General features: G+C 55.1%; 15 protein-coding genes. 7 read left to right on the top strand and 8 right to left on the bottom strand.

The window, feature by feature from the left end:
- Positions 1 to 5 precede the first annotated feature (5 nt).
- From GS636_RS13725 to GS636_RS13710, 4 genes are read right to left on the bottom strand one after another with little or no spacing between them, the layout of a single operon-like run.
- On the bottom strand, positions 6 to 332 hold the full coding sequence (locus GS636_RS13725) for a cytochrome o ubiquinol/quinol oxidase subunit IV (RefSeq protein ID WP_253746687.1): 327 nt from the start codon (positions 330 to 332) through the stop codon (positions 6 to 8).
- Positions 325 to 957: a cytochrome c oxidase subunit 3 gene (locus GS636_RS13720; protein WP_171669884.1), complete on the bottom strand. Its 633-nt coding sequence runs from the start codon at positions 955 to 957 to the stop codon at positions 325 to 327. The genes GS636_RS13725 and GS636_RS13720 overlap by 8 nt, the downstream gene beginning before the upstream one ends.
- On the bottom strand, positions 954 to 3,044 hold the full coding sequence (locus tag GS636_RS13715; protein ID WP_171669881.1) for a cbb3-type cytochrome c oxidase subunit I: 2,091 nt from the start codon (positions 3,042 to 3,044) through the stop codon (positions 954 to 956). Before GS636_RS13715 ends, GS636_RS13720 begins: the two co-directional genes overlap by 4 nt.
- Positions 3,041 to 4,000: a cytochrome ubiquinol oxidase subunit II gene (locus GS636_RS13710; protein ID WP_171669878.1), complete on the bottom strand. Its 960-nt coding sequence runs from the start codon at positions 3,998 to 4,000 to the stop codon at positions 3,041 to 3,043. The genes GS636_RS13715 and GS636_RS13710 overlap by 4 nt, the downstream gene beginning before the upstream one ends.
- 159 nt (positions 4,001 to 4,159) lie before the next feature.
- Here GS636_RS13710 and GS636_RS13705 point away from each other — a divergent pair, with 159 nt between their 5' ends.
- The 5 genes from GS636_RS13705 (at position 4,160) to GS636_RS13685 (ending at position 11,598) form a co-directional block, all read left to right on the top strand.
- Positions 4,160 to 5,407, top strand: a complete 1,248-nt coding sequence (locus GS636_RS13705; protein WP_253762786.1) for a lytic murein transglycosylase — start codon at positions 4,160 to 4,162, stop codon at positions 5,405 to 5,407.
- Positions 5,408 to 6,092: 685 nt separating this feature from the next.
- Complete coding sequence (gene galU / locus GS636_RS13700; protein ID WP_171187818.1) at positions 6,093 to 6,986, top strand: UTP--glucose-1-phosphate uridylyltransferase GalU; 894 nt, start codon at positions 6,093 to 6,095, stop codon at positions 6,984 to 6,986.
- A 68-nt stretch (positions 6,987 to 7,054) separates the two neighbouring features.
- Positions 7,055 to 8,494, top strand: a complete 1,440-nt coding sequence (locus GS636_RS13695; RefSeq protein ID WP_171669876.1) for a mannose-1-phosphate guanylyltransferase/mannose-6-phosphate isomerase — start codon at positions 7,055 to 7,057, stop codon at positions 8,492 to 8,494.
- A 165-nt stretch (positions 8,495 to 8,659) separates the two neighbouring features.
- Entirely contained in the window at positions 8,660 to 9,730 is a 1,071-nt protein-coding gene (locus tag GS636_RS13690) for a DUF2793 domain-containing protein (protein WP_171669875.1), read from the top strand.
- A gap of 563 nt (positions 9,731 to 10,293) precedes the next feature.
- Positions 10,294 to 11,598, top strand: coding sequence for a UDP-glucose/GDP-mannose dehydrogenase family protein (locus GS636_RS13685; RefSeq protein WP_171669874.1), 1,305 nt, complete (start codon positions 10,294 to 10,296; stop codon positions 11,596 to 11,598).
- 152 nt (positions 11,599 to 11,750) lie between these two features.
- Here GS636_RS13685 and GS636_RS13680 read toward each other — a convergent pair whose 3' ends face one another.
- Positions 11,751 to 12,752, bottom strand: coding sequence for a sterol desaturase family protein (locus GS636_RS13680; protein WP_171669873.1), 1,002 nt, complete (start codon positions 12,750 to 12,752; stop codon positions 11,751 to 11,753).
- A 107-nt stretch (positions 12,753 to 12,859) separates the two neighbouring features.
- On the opposite strand from GS636_RS13680, the gene GS636_RS13675 reads away from it, so the two are divergent.
- The gene (locus GS636_RS13675) at positions 12,860 to 13,750 is read left to right on the top strand and encodes a LysR family transcriptional regulator (RefSeq protein ID WP_171669872.1); all 891 of its coding nucleotides are present in this window, start codon (positions 12,860 to 12,862) and stop codon (positions 13,748 to 13,750) included.
- Here GS636_RS13675 and GS636_RS13670 read toward each other — a convergent pair.
- The 3 genes from GS636_RS13670 to GS636_RS13660 are packed head-to-tail and all read right to left on the bottom strand — an operon-like array spanning position 13,723 to position 16,115.
- Positions 13,723 to 14,799, bottom strand: a complete 1,077-nt coding sequence (locus GS636_RS13670; protein WP_171669871.1) for a helix-turn-helix domain-containing protein — start codon at positions 14,797 to 14,799, stop codon at positions 13,723 to 13,725. The genes GS636_RS13675 and GS636_RS13670 overlap by 28 nt on opposite strands.
- Positions 14,800 to 14,856: 57 nt before the next feature.
- Positions 14,857 to 15,594, bottom strand: coding sequence for a hypothetical protein (locus GS636_RS13665; protein WP_171669870.1), 738 nt, complete (start codon positions 15,592 to 15,594; stop codon positions 14,857 to 14,859).
- On the bottom strand, positions 15,591 to 16,115 hold the full coding sequence (locus tag GS636_RS13660; RefSeq protein WP_253762784.1) for an RNA polymerase sigma factor: 525 nt from the start codon (positions 16,113 to 16,115) through the stop codon (positions 15,591 to 15,593). The genes GS636_RS13665 and GS636_RS13660 overlap by 4 nt, the downstream gene beginning before the upstream one ends.
- 96 nt (positions 16,116 to 16,211) lie before the next feature.
- On the opposite strand from GS636_RS13660, the gene GS636_RS13655 reads away from it, so the two are divergent.
- Complete coding sequence (locus tag GS636_RS13655; protein ID WP_171669869.1) at positions 16,212 to 17,150, top strand: cytochrome c family protein; 939 nt, start codon at positions 16,212 to 16,214, stop codon at positions 17,148 to 17,150.
- Positions 17,151 to 17,437: the final 287 nt, after the last annotated feature.

The following is a 17,437-nucleotide window of genomic DNA, read 5'->3' as shown; positions in this document are numbered from 1 at the left end:
GCCACTTACATTGCGTGCATATGCATGCGTATCGCCAGATTGCCCAGGACCCAAACAGTACCAAGGATCATGATCAGCAGAACCATGGTGGAAAACAGGACCAGATGGAGATCTTCCCGGCTGCTGCGTCGGCGGTCGATATGCAGGAAATACACAAGTTGCAAAACAAGTTGAGCCAGACCCAGCAAGCCGATCGTCAGATAGACGCCAACCGTTTCGATGCCGAACACATACGCCACCCCGAACATGGCGAGTGTAAGGATCAGCGACCCGCCATAACCGATGACATAGCGCCGTCTTTCGCGCCGGTGCATTTCGGACCTGTTATCCATAGGTCAGCCCTCCAAAATACACGATGGTGATAATGCCGATCCAGATCAGGTCGAGAAAGTGCCAGAACAACGCCAAGCGTACGACCCGAGAGATGATCACATCCGTCATTCCTTTGACCCTCAGTTGGATACCCAGAACGACCAACCACAAACACCCGGCTGCAACGTGCAAGCCGTGCAACGGAACCAAACCGAAAAATGCCGAAAGGAACCCACTGCGTTGCGGGACACCGCCCTTTTCCGCCATAGCCATGAAATCGCGCAGTTCGAGCACCAAAAAGCTGATTCCCAACAACAGTGTGACACCAAACCACAAAATGATGCGCCCGCGCGGTAAATTGTATTTCAGCGCCAGCATGGCAAGACCAACCGTTAGGCTGCTGGTCAATAGGATCAGGGTCTGAGCAAAGACGCTTTTCAGGTCGAACAACTCGTGCGGACCGGGGCCGCCCGCCTGCGCATCGATCATGGTTATGTAGATCGCGAACATCAGCCCAAAATAGACCAGATCGCTCATCAGGAAGACCCAGAACCCAAAAGTAACAACTTCGGCTGCTTTATGGGCGCTTGCGTGGCGCTCTCCAAGGTTGATACCGGGGTAACTATGTGTTGGTGCGCGTTTCACGTGACCGCCTCCAGATCAGGGCGGGCAAGGCCGCGGTTTTCCGGAGAGGTCTCATAGTCACGATCCACCGCCTTTTCGTTGTAAACCAACGAAAGCCACGCTTCGTGATCTCTGCGCACTTCTTCTGCGGGGATGGTAAATTCGGTGCTGTCGTCGAACGTCCAAATGATCACCGCGAGGATCATCAACACGGTCATCAGGACCGCCAGCCACCATATCCACCACACCAGCGCAAACATCCAAATGCCACTAAACACACACAGGATAAAGCCAATCCCGGTGTTGCGAGGCAGCTCGATATCCTCATAAGCGTCCGGCGTTGGGTACGCGGCACCCCTTTCTTTGGCCGCCGCAAAGTCATCCCGGTCAGTCACTTGTGGAATGATCGCGAAGTTGTAGGGCGGCGGGGGCGACGGGATCGACCATTCCAACGTGCGGCCATCCCATGGATCCCCCACCGGAACGCGTGTTTTTTCGCGGTCGCGGATGCTGACCCACAATTGGATAAGGACCGAGAACAAAGCGCACGTAATCACCAGCGCCCCAACAATGGCGACGATCATGAAAGGGTGGAATGACGGATCGTCGTAACTGAACGAACGTCGCGGCATTCCCATTAACCCAACAAAATAGAGCGGCATGAAGGTCAGCAGAAACCCTATGGTCCAGAGAGCGACTGTTATCCGGCCCCAGAACTCGTTCAGGCGGAAACCGAACGCCTTGGGGAACCAATAGTTATAGGCCGCCAAAAGGCCGAACAGCACGCCCGGCAACAGAACGTTGTGGAAATGCGCCACCAGAAACAGCGTGTTGTGCACCTGATAATCTACCGTTGGATTGGCCAGGATCACCCCGCTTAGGCCGCCAATCACAAACAGCATCAGAAATGCCAGCCCATACATCATCGGCACCGAAAACCGGATACGTCCTCGCCACAAGGTTGCCATCCAGTCATAGACTTTCACACCGGTCGGAATCGCGATCAGCATGGTTGCAATGCCAAACACGGCGTTGATCAACGCGCTTTGACCCATGGTGAAAAAGTGATGCAACCAGACCGTAAAGGACAGCACCGCAATCGACATCGTCGCTATGACAAGCGAGTTGTAGCCATAAAGCCGCTTGGCCGAGAAGGTCGCGAAAACTTCGGAGTAGATGCCATACGCAGGCAGCACCAGCAGGTAGACCTCGGGATGACCAAACAGCCAGAATAAGTTGGCATAATTCATCATGTTGCCGCCGAGGTCGTTGGTGAAGAAATGGAAATCCAAGTAGCGGTCCGCGGCCAGCATCAACGCGGCAACCCCCAAGGGCGGCATGGCAAAGACAATCAGGATCGAACTGCAGATGATCGTCCAGCAATACATCGGCAGACGCATAAAGGTCATACCCGGCGCACGCATCTTGTAGATCGTTACTGCAAAGTTGATGCCTGTGAGCGTGGTCCCAATACCCGACACGACGATGGCCCAAATCCAGTAGTCCGGGCCGACGCCCGGGTTGAAGGCGGCACCGGTATATGGTGGATAGGCCGTCCAGCCACCGGTTGAGAACCGCCCGACCACCAGCGACACCATCAACATCATGCCTGACGACACCGTCAGGCCCAGACTAATCTGGTTCAGCCGCGGAAAGGCAACGTCGCGCGCGCCAATCATAAGCGGAATGACATAATTCGCGATGCCAAAGACAAAGGGCACAGCCACAAAGAAAATCATGATTGTGCCATGGGTGCTGAACAGCTCGGCAAAGTGTTCAGCCTCCAGAAAACCGTCACCTGGCCCAGCCGCCTGCTGCGCGCGCATGACGACGCCTTCCAATACGCCGCGCGCCAACATCACGATGGCAAATACGACATACATGATGCCAATCTTTTTGTGATCAACGCTGGTCAACCAATCGCGCCACAGCGGCGTCCACAGTCGAAACCAGCTGAGCAATCCGACCACGGCAATAACGCCGACAATTACGATTCCAGCGGCCGCATTTGCCACGATCTCATTGGCGTTGGGATCTTGAAGCAACCCGGCGATAGGAAGCGCATCCCAGCTGAGTCGGCCAAAAAATCCTGTCTCTGGAGATGTCATTCTTGCGCCTCCTGCCCGAAGGATGCCGTGCCCGGTTGTTGATCGGCAGGCAAAGCCTCGCCGCTGTGATACCGGTGCAAAATGCTGTGGAACACATCCTCTTCCAGCGTGAAATACAGTGCATCATCAGGCATCTGTGCCGTCCCTAAAGCCGCTTGAACTTCATCCCTGTCGGTTCGCATCGCAAGCGTCTGATACGTGGTCGCATTCAATGGGATGCCGCCAGCGCGCACTTTTCCGACCCACGTATCAAAGGCATCTTGGTCCATCGCAACGGTGCGGAACTTCTGTTTGGTGAAACCGCGTCCGTTATACTGCGTGTTTTCGCCCTGCATGACCTCTGGGGTATCCGCGACCAGATGCAATTGCGTTGTCATACCGGGCATCGCGTAAATCTGACCGGCAAGAGCGGGGATCATGAAAGACTGCATCACCGTGTCGGTGGTCAACGTCATGGCCACTTGTCGTTTGGTTGGGATTCCAAACTCGCCCACGCTGGCAATGCCCAGATCGGGATAAAGAAACAGCCATTTCCAATCCAATCCCACCACCTGAACCCGCACAGCGGGCTCCTCACCAAAAGCCGCCGAATAGGGATCAAGCCTGTGTGTTGCCTTCCAAAGATAGAATGACAGGAGTGCCACGATTAAAACAGGCACGCCCCACATCACAAATTCCAGCTTTGCTGAAAAATCCCAGTCGGGACGATAGGCTGCCGCACCACCCTTTCGGCGTCGATACCGAAACGCAATCAACGGCACCAAAACCAAAACGGGAATAACGGCCACCATTATCAGCGCAGTGGCTCGTAAAAGATGGGTTTTCTGAATTGCTGCAATCGGACCTTGCGGGTCCATGAAGCTATCGCTGGCAAAGGCCATCGGTGGTGTCACCGTCAAAAGGATCAAAGCAGCCATCACAAGCGAGGACGGGTTGGACAATCTGCCTTTGGCCATAACGCACAGCCCTCTCATGATCCAAATTCCGCTCAACTATCGGCAAATGCAAAAGATTTCTCAAGACCTTTCCAAACCCCAGATTGCCGGGGTACAACTTCTTTCAACCTTGGGTCACAACGGGCGTTACGCGTTGAGACCCCAACGGAGCAGAGACGCATGTTTTCTTTGATGCGCAAAATACTTGTCGCCACTGGTCTGATCCTACTCTCACACGCCGCTGTGGCGCAGGATCATGCTGAAGTTGAACGTCAGTTCCAGGCTTGGCTACAGGACGAGGTTTGGCCAAAGGCACGAGCCAAAGGGGTTTCAAAGAACACCATGGATCAGGCGTTCTCTGGGGTAACTTTGAACTGGAAACTGCCTGATCTGGTTCCTCCCGGGCAAAAAAACAAAATACCGAAGGCACAAAAACAAGCCGAGTTCGGTTCGCCCGGACGCTATTTCAACGCGGGATCAGTTCAGGGCGCCTCATCTGTCGGGCGCAAAATGGCGCAGCGTCACGCGAAGACGCTCGCCTCGGTCGAAAATGAAACAGGCGTTCCCGCACGGATTATCCTTGCAATCTGGGGCCGAGAAAGCGGGTACGGACAGGTGCCGATCCGCCATGACGCATTCCAGGTTCTGTCCACCAAGGCCTTCATGAGCACCAGAGCTGCGTATTTCACGGGCGAGTTGATCGCTGCTCTGCAAATCGCGGAAAATGGACATTTGTCCGCGCGAAAGATGAAAAGCAGTTGGGCGGGCGCGTTGGGCCAGCCGCAATTCATGCCGTCTAACTATTTAACCTATGCAAAAGACGGCGATGGGGATGGGCATGCTGACATCTGGGGCTCACCCGCCGATACTATCGCATCAATCGGCCACTACCTCGACCAACATGGCTGGGTTAGCAACCGGGATTGGGGTTTTGAGGTGTCTGTTCCTGAAACCGTGCCATGTTCTCTGGAAGGGCCTGATCAGGGTCGCCCCATTCACAAATGGGAAGAAATGGGGATAGCTCGCGTCTCAGGCAGGCCCTTCCCAGCCCATGAGCGGGATGGTGAAGGATATCTGATGATGCCAGCCGGACGGCATGGGCCAGCCTTTATTGTCACGCCGAACTTCTACGTGCTCAAGGAATACAACAAAAGTGATCTTTATGCTTTGTTTGTTGGTCACGTCGGAGATCGCATTCAATTTGGCGTCGGGGATTTTTTAGAACGGTGGGGAAAGGTCGATGGGCTGTACCGGTCCGATATTGCAGCGATGCAGCGTGCTCTTGAACAGATGGGCCATGACGTTGGCGGAGCGGACGGGTTGCCTGGGTTCAAAACGCGCCGCTCGATTGGACGTTGGCAACAGACCGTGGGCTTTGCGTCAACTTGCTTTCCGGAACCCACCATGAAAGCCCAACTCGTACCCTGAAGGAGGTCGAAGGACCGAGCCCATAATCTGGATGGAGGCCCAAAACACGTTCGCCCGATTGACCATACGGCGGCGAAACACGCTAAGCTCCGCCGTATTCGCGTCCATTTTGGGGAATTTTACGCAATTGTCGCCAATTTCGGAACAGAGCAGCGGGTTCAGAAACCCAGTATTCACGTTGTGGTTATCGACAGACGAGCTTCTATCAGCAGAGCGTTTTCTCAGTTGTAGCTCCTCGGATAAAGGTGAAATCCAAGCCCCTGTACAACGCTAAAATTACCACAATGCAAGGTCACTGAAGCCGAAAACGCCTGCTCAAAAAGCGCCGTATTTTGAACAGGATACGTGCTGACAAGCTGATATTTCTTCCGCCCCTTCAGCGAAAACCCAAATGCTGTGAGAGGACGATAAATCGGTTTCAAATTGTGTGGCATTCGCGCGCAATCGGTTCGCGGAATAAAAGCAGCGAACAATCTCATAGGGCTGCGCAAGACGTCGCTTTTTCGGTTCCTCTTGGTATTACCTAAAAAGAGCTCTCTTTTGACACCGGCCCGACAAGGTGGCACGATTTGACCAATTGCCGCCCGCAACATCGGGCATCATTGATTGATCAGGTTCAGCAGCCTATGAGAACGTGTCGGACAAACCCCGCTTTTCCGGCTGAATATTGAAATTGAGAGGCGTCATGACACGCAAGGTCACCAAAGCAATATTTCCTGTTGCAGGGATGGGAACACGGTTTTTGCCGGCCACCAAATCGGTTCCAAAAGAAATCATGACCTTGGTTGACCGGCCTTTGGTGCAGTATGCTATCGACGAAGCCCGCGCGGCGGGTATCAAGGAATTTATTTTTGTCACCTCACGCGGGAAATCCGCGCTCGAGGACTATTTCGACCACAACCTTGTACTTGAACAGGAATTGAAGGCGAAAAAGAAAGACAAACTGCTTGAAATCCTGAATGAAACGAACATGGAAAGCGGCGCGATTGCCTATATTCGTCAGCACAAAGCTCTGGGTCTTGGACACGCCGTTTGGTGCGCCCGCCGCCTGATTGGGGACGAACCCTTCGCCGTCATGCTGCCGGACGACGTCATCGCAGCAGACAAACCCTGCCTTCAACAAATGATCGAAGCCTATGAAGAGACCGGAGGCAACATGGTCGCGGCCATGGAAGTCTCCTTAGAAAAAACAAGCTCTTACGGGGTATTGGATGTTGGGGACAGCATTGGTCCGGTCGTGCCGGCTCGCGGCATGGTCGAAAAGCCCGAGCCGACCGAAGCCCCATCAAATCTAGCAGTTATTGGCCGCTACGTTCTACGCCCGTCTGTGCTGAATAACCTGAACGCTATGAAAGCCGGAAGCGGTGGTGAAATCCAGCTGACCGATGCCATCGCCGAAGACATCGCTGATGGTGTTCCCGTATTTGGTTATAAATTTGACGGCCAGCGTTTTGATTGCGGGTCAAAATCGGGGTTCCTGCAAGCCACAGTCGCTTTTGCGCTTGCCCGTGACGACCTGCGCGAGGATCTGAGCCAATACCTCAACGATATTGTAGCAACCGGGAAAGCCGCCCAGTAGTTATAAGCCATTTCATTGAGTACGATTAAAGAAATACCTTCTGTGATTACCAGTTCAAGGGCATACGCATGACGAATACAGTTCATCCCGTCATTCTTTGCGGAGGATCAGGGACACGTTTATGGCCTCTGTCTCGCAAAAGTTACCCCAAGCAATTTGTTCCTTTGGTGGGTGACGCCACCCTCTTGCAGGATTGCGCTGACCGAATGCTTGGACCGTCAGATATGCCTTACGCAAAGCCGCTGGTTCTGACAAATGAAGCGTTTCGTTTTATCGTGCCCGAACAATTGGCCGAGGTCGGCATCGACCCCGGCCCCATCCTGATTGAACCAGAAGGGCGCAACACCGCTCCTGCTGTTCTGGCAGCAGCACTTTACCTGGCATCCCGAAACCCTGACGCCATCATGCTTGTGGCCCCTTCAGATCACGTGATTCCAAACAAGTCCGCCTTCCATTCAGCCGTAGCCGAAGGCGCGCGCGCGATAAGAGAACGTGGTGATCTGGTGACCTTTGGTATCACGCCTACACGACCAGAAACCGGGTATGGGTACCTCAAACTCAGCCACGCGCCGGACTCAACGGAACGTGCCGTCCCGCTGGATCGCTTTGTCGAAAAACCGGATGAAGAAACGGCGCAATCCATGTTGGCTGATGGTAGCTATCTGTGGAATTCGGGCATCTTCCTTTTCGCGGTGCGCGACGTCATAGCTGCATTCGAACAATATGCGGGAAATTTGATCGCACCCGTCCAAAAGGCAGTTAATGAGGCAAAAACTGACTTGGGCTTCCTACGACTGGATCCTGCCGCTTGGGCAGACGCTGCTGACATTTCAATAGACTATGCGGTCATGGAAAAGGCATCGAACCTAAGCGTGGTTCCGTATTCCGCAGGTTGGTCCGACGTCGGAAGCTGGACAGCCGTACAAGAACTGTCAGACATGAACGAAGACGGCGTTGCGACAGATGGCGACGTCACTGCAATCGAATGCCGTAATGTTCTGATACGATCAGAATCGCCGACTCAGGAAGTGGTGGCAATGGGGCTGGAGAATATGATCGCAGTTGCGATGCCCGATGCGGTTCTGGTGGCCAGCATGGACAAGGCCCAGGATGTGAAACAGGCCGTCACTGCGCTGAAGGAAAAAGGGGCTAAGCAAGCAGAGGCCCTGCCGGTTGATCACCGTCCGTGGGGTTGGTTCGAAAGTCTGGTGATCGGTGACAGGTTTCAGGTCAAACGGATTCATGTTCACCCGGGCGCGGCACTGAGCTTGCAATCTCATCACCATCGATCCGAGCATTGGATCGTCGTTAAAGGCACTGCCAAAGTCACAATCGACGACAAAGAGCAACTGGTGAGTGAGAACCAATCGGTCTACATTCCGCTGGGTGCCACGCACCGGATGGAAAACCCGGGCAAGGTTCCGATGGTTCTGATCGAAGTTCAAACCGGAGCTTACTTGGGCGAGGATGACATTATTCGCTACGAAGACATCTATGCCCGCGAATAATTTCCGAAAGCCTTTTACCTAACCCCGAAAGCTGAGCCCGTTTTGCGGTTCAATGGTTAGCAGAAGATTTCCTGGGCGGTCGGCCCGGTCACAGAGGATTGACGCGCTATGCTGCACTGTGGCGCGCAACCGATGTTTCGGGCCGACAGCCACAGGAGGACCCTCGTGTCACAAACCTCACCCCGATTGAACCTTCCGTTTTTGCAACCCTTACAGGCGCAAAAGCACGTCACACATAACGAAGCACTGCGGCAACTTGATCTGATCGTGCAACTGACGGTCCGCTCAACCCACACCGACACGCCACCCGTGGTTCCCGAACAGGGAGAAGTTCACGCGGTTGGATCCTCTCCCACAGGGGATTGGGCCGGGCATTCCGGGGACCTCGCCGCTTGGCTGGACAACGCCTGGCATTTCGTGGCGCCCTCGCCGGGTTGGCGCGCTTGGGACGAAACCGCTGGGGATATCAGAATCTGGGACGGCACTGCATGGGCCCCACTGCCCGTCGACACGCAAAACCTGGATAGCGTCGGTATTAAGGCAACCGCCGACGCAACCAACCGTCTAACTGTTCGAAGCCCAGCGACGCTGCTGACCCACGACGGCGGCGGGCATCAGCTGAAAATCAACAAAGCCAGCGCAGGCGATACCGCGTCGCTCTTGTTCCAATCGAACTGGACGGGCCATGCCGAGATGGGATTGTCTGGCAGCTCAGGTTTTTCAATCAAAGTGTCCCCCGATGGCACAAACTGGACCCAAGCGCTGAGCTTTGACCCGACCACCGGCGCAGCAACAGGAGCAGCTGTGCAAAGCGATGCGTCCGACACCAGCACTGGCCGGCTTATGCGGGCGGATTATGGCTATGGGCCGGGCAATCTATTGGGATCCGTTTCAGAAAGTGCGGGCACTCCAACCGGTGCCGTCATCGAGCGTGACCAAAACTCAAACGGAGAGTTTGTGCGGTTTGCCGACGGGACGCAGATTTGCACCGCTACCCTACCCGCAGTTGATTGCTCTAGCGCTGAGGGCGCTCTATTTGCGAGTTCCACATTCACTTGGGACTTTCCCACGCCATTTGCCGCGACGCCAAGCGTCACTGGAAGCGGGGGCGCTATCGGCCGGTTTGTCGGCTTGGATACGCCCGGCACAACGCGGGTTGACGGCAAAGTGCTGTCGGCGCTGTCGGATTCTTCGACGTTATCACCGTCCGTAACCGCAATTGGGCGTTGGTACTAAGCCAATAGGCCGTCCGGCTTTTGCATCGGGCGGCTATTTGTGCCCAAGCTTTAGGGAACCGTTCCGGAGAGTCCGCTGAGAGATCGTGAAAACAACCTCAAATAACACGCCCCGACCTTTCAACAAAGCGCTATATTCGGGCTGATTGGTTCGAAAATTCTCACTTCAGAAAACAAGCCCTTAACACCCATCTTGGCAAAGCAACTGGCAGTCGCTTGGCTTTTGTCAGTTCACAATGAGGCGGCAAACTTTGAACGTCTAATAGTGTGCTTCAGTGATGCGTTGGAAAGGGCAAAATGGAGCAACATGTTTGTTCCAATGGACATTCTGGTCCTTACCCAGAAAAAATTGGTGACGTAAACTCCGTTCAAACTGGGTGTAAATTGGACAAACCTGTGTTGCACGCTGAGAGACGTTGCAAAATTTTATGCACCCTTATTGCTTCAAAAACAGGTAGAACCTATGGGGTACTGTTTACGGGCGCAGTGAACCATTGAATATACCCCTGGTTTCTTTGATTGTTCGCGCGTTGTCGGCAGGTATTGGTAAGAAGGACTTTTGAGATGCGTATTGCGATGATCGGCACCGGTTACGTCGGCCTTGTGTCTGGTGTGTGCTTTTCGGATTTCGGTCATGATGTGATTTGCGTCGACAAGGCGGACCAGAAGATCGACATGCTCAAAGCCGGAGAGGTTCCGATTTACGAACCCGGCCTCGATGTGTTGATGGCCAAAAACGTGGCTGCCGGTCGCCTGAGCTTTACCACCGATTTGGCGGCTGCCGTGGACGGAGCAGACGCGGTCTTTATTGCGGTTGGTACGCCGACCCGACGCGGTGATGGCCATGCAGACCTGACCTATGTGATGGCGGCTGCAGAAGAAATCGCACAGGCCGTCACCGGGTATACCGTGATCGTCACAAAATCGACTGTACCCGTAGGCACCAACAGACAAGTACAAGCGGTGGTCGCGGCCGCCAACCCCAACGCAGAATTCGATGTCGCTTCGAACCCTGAATTTCTGCGCGAAGGGGCTGCGATTGATGATTTCATGCGCCCTGACCGCGTTGTCGTTGGGGTGGAAAGCGACCGCGCTGCCGAAGTGATGGCCGAGATTTACCGCCCGCTCTACCTGCGCGATTTTCCGATCCTGACCACCGATCTGGAAAGCGCCGAGATGATCAAATACGCCGCCAACGCGTTTCTGGCGACTAAAATCACGTTCATCAACGAAATCGCAGGCTTATGCGAGAAGGTCGGCGCAGATGTAAAAGAGGTGTCTCGCGGCATGGGGCTGGACGGGCGGATCGGCAACAAATTCCTGCACGCAGGGCCCGGCTATGGCGGCTCGTGTTTCCCCAAAGACACTGCGGCACTGGCGCGGATTGGCCAGGATCACGCGCATCCGATGCAGATTACGGAAACCGTCATTCGCGTGAATGACGAGGTTAAAAAGCGTATGATCGAAAAGATCCGCGAGTCCTGTGACGATCACTTCAACGGCAAAACCGTTGCGGTATTGGGAGTCACTTTCAAACCCAATACAGATGACATGCGCGATGCGCCTTCTTTGTCCATTGTCCCGGCCCTGATCGGCGGAGGCGCGAAAGTGCGCGTTGTGGATCCACAAGGGAAATCCGAAGGCGAAACTTTACTGCCGGGCGTCGAATGGTGCGATGATCCTTATGTTGCCGCGCAAGGGGCTGACGTTCTGGTTCTGCTGACGGAATGGAACGAGTTCCGCGCGCTTAACCTCGGCGATCTGGCCCAGGCCATGAGCACCCCCCGAATGGTCGATCTCCGCAATGTCTATTCAGAGAGCAAGACCCTGAAGGCTGGCTTTGAAACCTATGTCGGGGTGGGGCGCTGAGCTTTTCCGGCCTGGTTGTCAGGTGTTGCCCGCAACCTTCCAGCTTGGCCACCTTACCCTGAAGCTTCGTAGCAGAGTGAGAAGCTAGGTCTGAATGTAAATCCCAATCCTTTGCAGGGTCGTTTCAGGCTCGACAAAGGGCTAGTGCGGCTTTACTCGCCCGCCCAGATTTTGCGCCTGCGTTCTTTGACCATTTCGTTGCCCTCGTCTGTGCCGTCGTGGAACGTGTTGAACCACTCGTCCCAAGGCGTTTCCCACGTGCCGTAGTTGCAATCGAAGAACCTGTGGTGCAGTTGATGGAAAAAGTCCCCGACCTGAAACTTGGCCTTGTTGCCGAATTTAACGTGTTCGAAACCAGCATGAGAAGTCGGCGCACCAATTCCGTGATGAAACAGCAGAAAGATCGCGTGGATTGGATGGGACGGCAGAAGAAAGAAAATCATCGTGTCGAACATTAAAAAGAAACTTTCGACAGGATGCATGGCCAAGCCAGACCATGGACCGGTGTTGATGTTGCGATGATGCCAAGCGTGCACTTTGGTATAGAACGGGCCGACATGCAGCAGACGGTGTAGCCAGTAGAAATGAAAACCCGCCCAGATCGGAACAAAAACCACAACCGAGATGAACCAGATTGGGTCGCTGTCGAAGGTGATCATGGTGATCCAGCCATTGGCATAGGAATACAGGATCAGGCATTCCCAAAAAGTCCAGAAGGTCAGCGCCGGGCCTAAGGTCCAGAACATGTTGTCCCAGACCTGGTTCTTGAAGGTGAAAACCTTTGCGCCCTTCATCATCGGACGCATGTCATAGCGGTATTCATCCTGTTGCGTGCGGAATTTCCACAGTGCCAGATGCAAGCCACCTGCAACCACCATCAGAATGCAAAAATTCCGAAACCAGATCTCGGCCACCCAATCCCAGCTGAACGTCTGGATCCGGACGAGTGACGGAGTCAGGTAGGTCCATGTGATGATGGCAAAAACCAGCAGCAGCGCGCGCAGCGCCAACGGGTTCCAGCTTTGCAGGAGGTAACGCAGCGCAGCCAACGGTTTCATCGGCCAATCCCAGTACGGAGACGTCTGAATTGGCAATTGCGGTGTAAAGTTCCAGATTTTGCGTTTGGGTCGCGGAGGCAGAGCTGGATCGGTCATGGCTGGGCTCATTCATTTTGTTCGCTGCCAACACGCTAACGCGTCTTGAGCAAGGCTCAGCACGGTTTGTCTTGCACGTCAGGATAAGTTTTGCTTAGCCTGTTAAAATGTCATCTCGCATCCCCTCTCTCAACTGGTTACGTGTGTTCGAAGCGGCCGCGCGAACCGAAAGCTTTGCCCGTGCGGCGGTGCAGCTGAACATGTCCGCCGCGGCCATCAGCCAACAGGTTAAAGCGCTGGAAACCCGGCTGGGCACCCCTCTGTTCCACCGCCATGCCCATGCCGTTACTCTGACCGAGGCAGGGCGGGCGTATTTGCCATCAGTGCAACAATCCCTGTTGATGCTGGAAACTGCCACTACCGGCCTGTTTGGCGAAACGCGAGAGCAGCGTCTCTACGTGCAGTCTGTATTGCTTTTCGCCCATGGAATCCTGGCCACGGGCCTTTCAGCATTTCAAGCCCGGCATCCTGATATCAACCTGTCACTGTCCACCGGAAACATCGTTTCGGATTTTGCCAATCGATTTACCGACTTGCAGATTGTTTTTGGTAACCCTGCCCTGTTTGGCACCGAAGGTGATGAGTTAATTCGAGAAGTTCTTTACCCTGTTGCACCGCCCGCTATCGCTGCACAGATCAAAACCCCGCAAGACTTGCTTGGTTACACTCTGATCGAGGTCTCAACACATCGCGCAAGTTGGCCGCATTGGTTCGAAACCCTGCGCTTGCCTGCGGGGCAGGCTCAGTACTTCTTCGCGGACAATTCGATCATGTCTGCAGAATTATCAGCAAGCGGGTTGGGTATCGCCCTTGCCCGCGCGCCAGCTTCGGATCGGATCATGGAAATGTCAGGTCTAGTGCCATGTCTGCCGGAGGCTACAGTTGCCGGACAAGAAGCATACCACCTGATCTACCCATCGCTGACGACCATGCGCACGCCCGCCCGCATGTTTCGTGACTGGCTGCTGGACTACAGCGCCGCTGTCCAGACGCGATAACGCCCTTGCCCTGTGACCTCTCGCACCAAACCTCGACGGCTGAACAAGTCGAAATTGCGCTGAACTGCCGCGCGGGACGCTTCGGTCAAATCTTCGGCCAATGGGGCGGACACCATGGGCCACGAGGTCAGCGCCTCAATCAGGCGCGGTGGCGTGCGCCCGCTCAGATCTTGCGTCACGTCCCGGGCTTTGGCCTCCCAGGCGCTGACCCGGTCGAGATGCAACAACCCCGCAAGGGCCGCCTGCCCGGCCCCTCGTATCCAGGCCCCGAGTTTTTCGGCCGGCTCACCCGCACCGCGCAACGCGCCCGGACCAGACAATGCAAGCGGCATGAATACGGCACCACCACGCCCCATGGTCGCTGCATGCCGCGCGGCAATCACTGCAGCTTCGGTATCCTGACCAACACCCTGTGCAATCGCGCGCCAAGCATGAAACGCGATTGCGGATTGCGTGATCGGATGCAGACCTTCTACGCCTCGCATAACTTCTGCCAGATCCACAATTGCATCTGGGGCTGCATCGGACCCTTGCGCCAGACGGTCCAGAAATGCAGTCAGTCCGGTTTCCCATCCCCCTTCTGCAGGAGCAGCCCCCGAGCTCAGGCGGCGCACGGCCCATCCGGCGCGGAACAATGACTGCACGTCGTCATGGGTTGCTCCGATGCGCAGGCCGGTCCACAAAGCCAATCGGTCAACACTAACGCGATCGCCGGTCCACCAGCCAAGATCAGACGTCTCCATCAGTGCCAAACGATGCGTCCACCCCTTGGGGCCTGCGCGCAACCGTTCGTCCAGCGCACCGAAGGACAAGGCAAGATCTGCAAGCTCCGACGACAATTCAGACTGCGCCGCCCGCCAGTCACGAGGGTCAAAAAGCAAACGTTGATCCGATCGCGGACCGGGAAGGAAATAATCCTTTTCTTCGACCTCATCGGGAGGCAGAAACCAAAGATCTTCTTCCTCAGACGGATCGCCATCAAAAATACTGGCCGGGCCGAGATCATCGACCTCTTCCTCTGGAAGGGGTAAGGGTTTCTTCGATTTCATGCCGGTATTCTTCGGGCATTTGCCACTGTTCACAAGAGGCATTGAAAGAGTTTCTGATCAGCCTGCAAAAGTGCTGGTCAGAACGTCCAGCTCACTTTGTAAATCTGTCTGCGGAGAACTTCCCAACAACATGTACCCATAGCCGTCCTGAGCCCAGGTGGCCGTCGCCAAACCGCTCAGCACCGCTTGCTTGATCTCAGCAGGCGGCGCGTCAGGTCCCTGACGAATTATGCAGAACGCGAACGGCTGTCCTTGTTCATCTGCAAAGACAACCTGGATCAAAGGCTTGCCTTTGAAAGACAGAACCTGCGCCCGTTTAAGCTCCAGACCTGGCAAGGATTCCAGCGTTTCACGGTTCAAAGACCGTCCAAGTTCGGCCTCGGCCATTTCAAATTGCTTGTTCAGTGAGGCTTCGGAACTGTCCAGAGAGGCAATTGTCTCGGGCACATAAAGCGACTGATAGATCGCCGCTTGCTGCGCCCAGCCCAAATCTGCCGGACGTGTGGCCCAAAACGTCAGGGCAACGGCCGCAACTCCGACGCTCGCAGCCACGGCAAAAAGGCGCAGTACCCCACCGCCTGTCGCTTGCTCCACGGGGTCAGGCAAGTCTATCTTCGGCTCTTCGGCAGGCAGGGTCTCGAAAACTTCCTGAATCACTGGCACGAACGGGTCCAACGCCATAAGACGGCGTTCAAGCTCAGCATCTTCCTCAACCGCGGCCTCGATGGCGCGGCTCTGAGCCTCGTCCAGCGTGCCTTCCAGATACGCCAACAGCGTCTCGTCGGAAAACGTCATTTGCCACTCCGTCGCGCGGTGTCAGCCGCATCAAGCTGCATCACGGTTTTCAGTTTCTGCCGGGCGTTCGATAGCCGGCTCATAATCGTACCGATGGGAACTTCCAGCATGGCAGCGGCTTCGCGGTAGCTGTACCCTTCGACGAATACAAGCATCACCGTTTCCCGCTGCGCTTCTGGCAGCTGCATCACTTGTGTAAACACTTCAGTCGCGAAAATATTCGTTTCTGAATCCGGTCCGGTGGCCACAAGGTCAGCTTCTGGCGTCACCGACAAGGCCTGCGCCCGCCGAACCGAGCGCGACCGCACCTCGTTCAACCAGATTGAGCGGCAAATCGTCATCAACCAGCTGTCCAGACGGTTGTGCGAGGTGACCTGATGATGGCGTTCCAGCGCGCGCAGGCACGTAGCCTGCAGAAGATCGTCCGCCACGTCCGATGCCCCCGACAAAGCCAGCGCAAACCGCCAGACGCGTTTCGAATGCGTCTGCACCGCGTCGCGGACGGCCTGTTCGGAAGTCATTTCGGCACTCATCGAATAAATCGCGACCTGTGTGTGTTTGTCTCTCACGGACCAAGCCCGCCGGGGCAAAAGTGTCACAAACCTTGGAGGATTGAAATGAAACTTCTGTTGAAAGCAGTCACGATTGCGTCGACGATTGTTGCAGCCCCTGTTCTGGCAGACAATTGGGCGCTGGACAGCGACAACTCTCATCTGGCTTACGGAACCATCAAGAAAAACTCTGTAGGCGAGGTTAACAGCTTCACCAAACTCAGCGGGCATGTGACCCAAAATGGCCATGCAGAAATCGAAATCGACCTGTCAACGGTCGAGACAAATATCGATATTCGAAACGAGCGGATGATTGAGTTTGTCTTTCGTAATGCGGGAACCGCAACCCTGAAGGCAGATTTTGACATGGCCGAGGTGTCTGGGCTGGCCGTCGGAAAAACCACGACGGTGGATGCCGCATCAGTCCTAACGCTGGCCGGAACAGAGATTGCCTTTGACACCGAGATGTTTGTCGCTCGCTTGTCTGAAACGTCCGTCTTGGTCTCGACCAATGACATGGTTTTCCTCAACACAGAGGACGCCGGTGTCAATGCGGGCGTCGACAAACTGATGGACCTGGCCAACCTTCCTGGCATCACCCGAACAGTACCCATCACGGCGCGGCTGGTGTTTCATTCAGACGGCAAACAGGCCGCAGCACAGCCCACGACACCAACATCGGTTAGCGCAACATCAGTGTCAGGGGACGCCAAAGCCGGAAAAAAGGTTTTTCGCAAATGCAGCGCTTGTCACAAGCTAGACGAAGGCCGTAACGGCGTCGGTCCGTCCCTGCACGCCGTTTTCGGAAAGTCCGCAGGTCAGGTGGAAGGATTCAGGTATTCCGAAGCGCTACAGAACGCCGACATTGTGTGGACGCCGGAGAGTTTGACTGCGTTTCTTGCCGATCCCAAGGCATTTCTGCCCGGTAATCGGATGCAGTTTCCCGGTTTGAAAAAAGAAGACGATATTTTGAACCTGATGGCGTATCTGCAGCAAGAGGACTGAGTCCTTCTAGGCGCCGGTTTCGTGACAACCAAGTGGCACCGTCGCGCGACAACGGCTCTGTTCCCATTTCATTTTTGCAACGAGTCCAACTCGTTCTGCTCTAAAAAGAGAAATCGGCGTAAATTGGCGCATTGCACTTGTTTGGCACCATTGCAATCCCTATCTACGGCTGCGCACGAAAGACAGTAAACATGGGCCGCACTGACGCAGCCCGGTATCTGCCCTTTTGGCCCGCGAAGAATTAGGGTATCTGAACGTGCGCACCGTTTCACGATTTGGAGAACGCA

The organism is Ruegeria sp. HKCCD4884 (assembly GCF_013110855.1).
Lineage (GTDB): Bacteria > Pseudomonadota > Alphaproteobacteria > Rhodobacterales > Rhodobacteraceae > Ruegeria.
The sequence above is the reverse complement of the archived record's forward strand: the minus strand, read 5'-3'. Positions and strand labels throughout refer to the sequence as shown.

What these genes read in the sequence shown, in the direction of transcription:
- GS636_RS13725 (WP_253746687.1), bottom strand. Translation starts at nt 332, where the DNA reads ATGGATAACAGGTCCGAAATGCACCGGCGCGAAAGACGGCGCTATGTC.
- GS636_RS13715 (WP_171669881.1), bottom strand. Translation starts at nt 3,044, where the DNA reads ATGACATCTCCAGAGACAGGATTTTTTGGCCGACTCAGCTGGGATGCG.
- GS636_RS13710 (WP_171669878.1), bottom strand. Translation starts at nt 4,000, where the DNA reads ATGGCCAAAGGCAGATTGTCCAACCCGTCCTCGCTTGTGATGGCTGCT.
- GS636_RS13705 (WP_253762786.1), top strand. Translation starts at nt 4,160, where the DNA reads ATGTTTTCTTTGATGCGCAAAATACTTGTCGCCACTGGTCTGATCCTA.
- galU (WP_171187818.1), top strand. Translation starts at nt 6,093, where the DNA reads ATGACACGCAAGGTCACCAAAGCAATATTTCCTGTTGCAGGGATGGGA.
- GS636_RS13695 (WP_171669876.1), top strand. Translation starts at nt 7,055, where the DNA reads ATGACGAATACAGTTCATCCCGTCATTCTTTGCGGAGGATCAGGGACA.
- GS636_RS13685 (WP_171669874.1), top strand. Translation starts at nt 10,294, where the DNA reads ATGCGTATTGCGATGATCGGCACCGGTTACGTCGGCCTTGTGTCTGGT.
- GS636_RS13680 (WP_171669873.1), bottom strand. Translation starts at nt 12,752, where the DNA reads ATGACCGATCCAGCTCTGCCTCCGCGACCCAAACGCAAAATCTGGAAC.
- GS636_RS13675 (WP_171669872.1), top strand. Translation starts at nt 12,860, where the DNA reads ATGTCATCTCGCATCCCCTCTCTCAACTGGTTACGTGTGTTCGAAGCG.
- GS636_RS13670 (WP_171669871.1), bottom strand. Translation starts at nt 14,799, where the DNA reads ATGAAATCGAAGAAACCCTTACCCCTTCCAGAGGAAGAGGTCGATGAT.
- GS636_RS13665 (WP_171669870.1), bottom strand. Translation starts at nt 15,594, where the DNA reads ATGACGTTTTCCGACGAGACGCTGTTGGCGTATCTGGAAGGCACGCTG.
- GS636_RS13660 (WP_253762784.1), bottom strand. Translation starts at nt 16,115, where the DNA reads ATGACTTCCGAACAGGCCGTCCGCGACGCGGTGCAGACGCATTCGAAA.
- GS636_RS13655 (WP_171669869.1), top strand. Translation starts at nt 16,212, where the DNA reads ATGAAACTTCTGTTGAAAGCAGTCACGATTGCGTCGACGATTGTTGCA.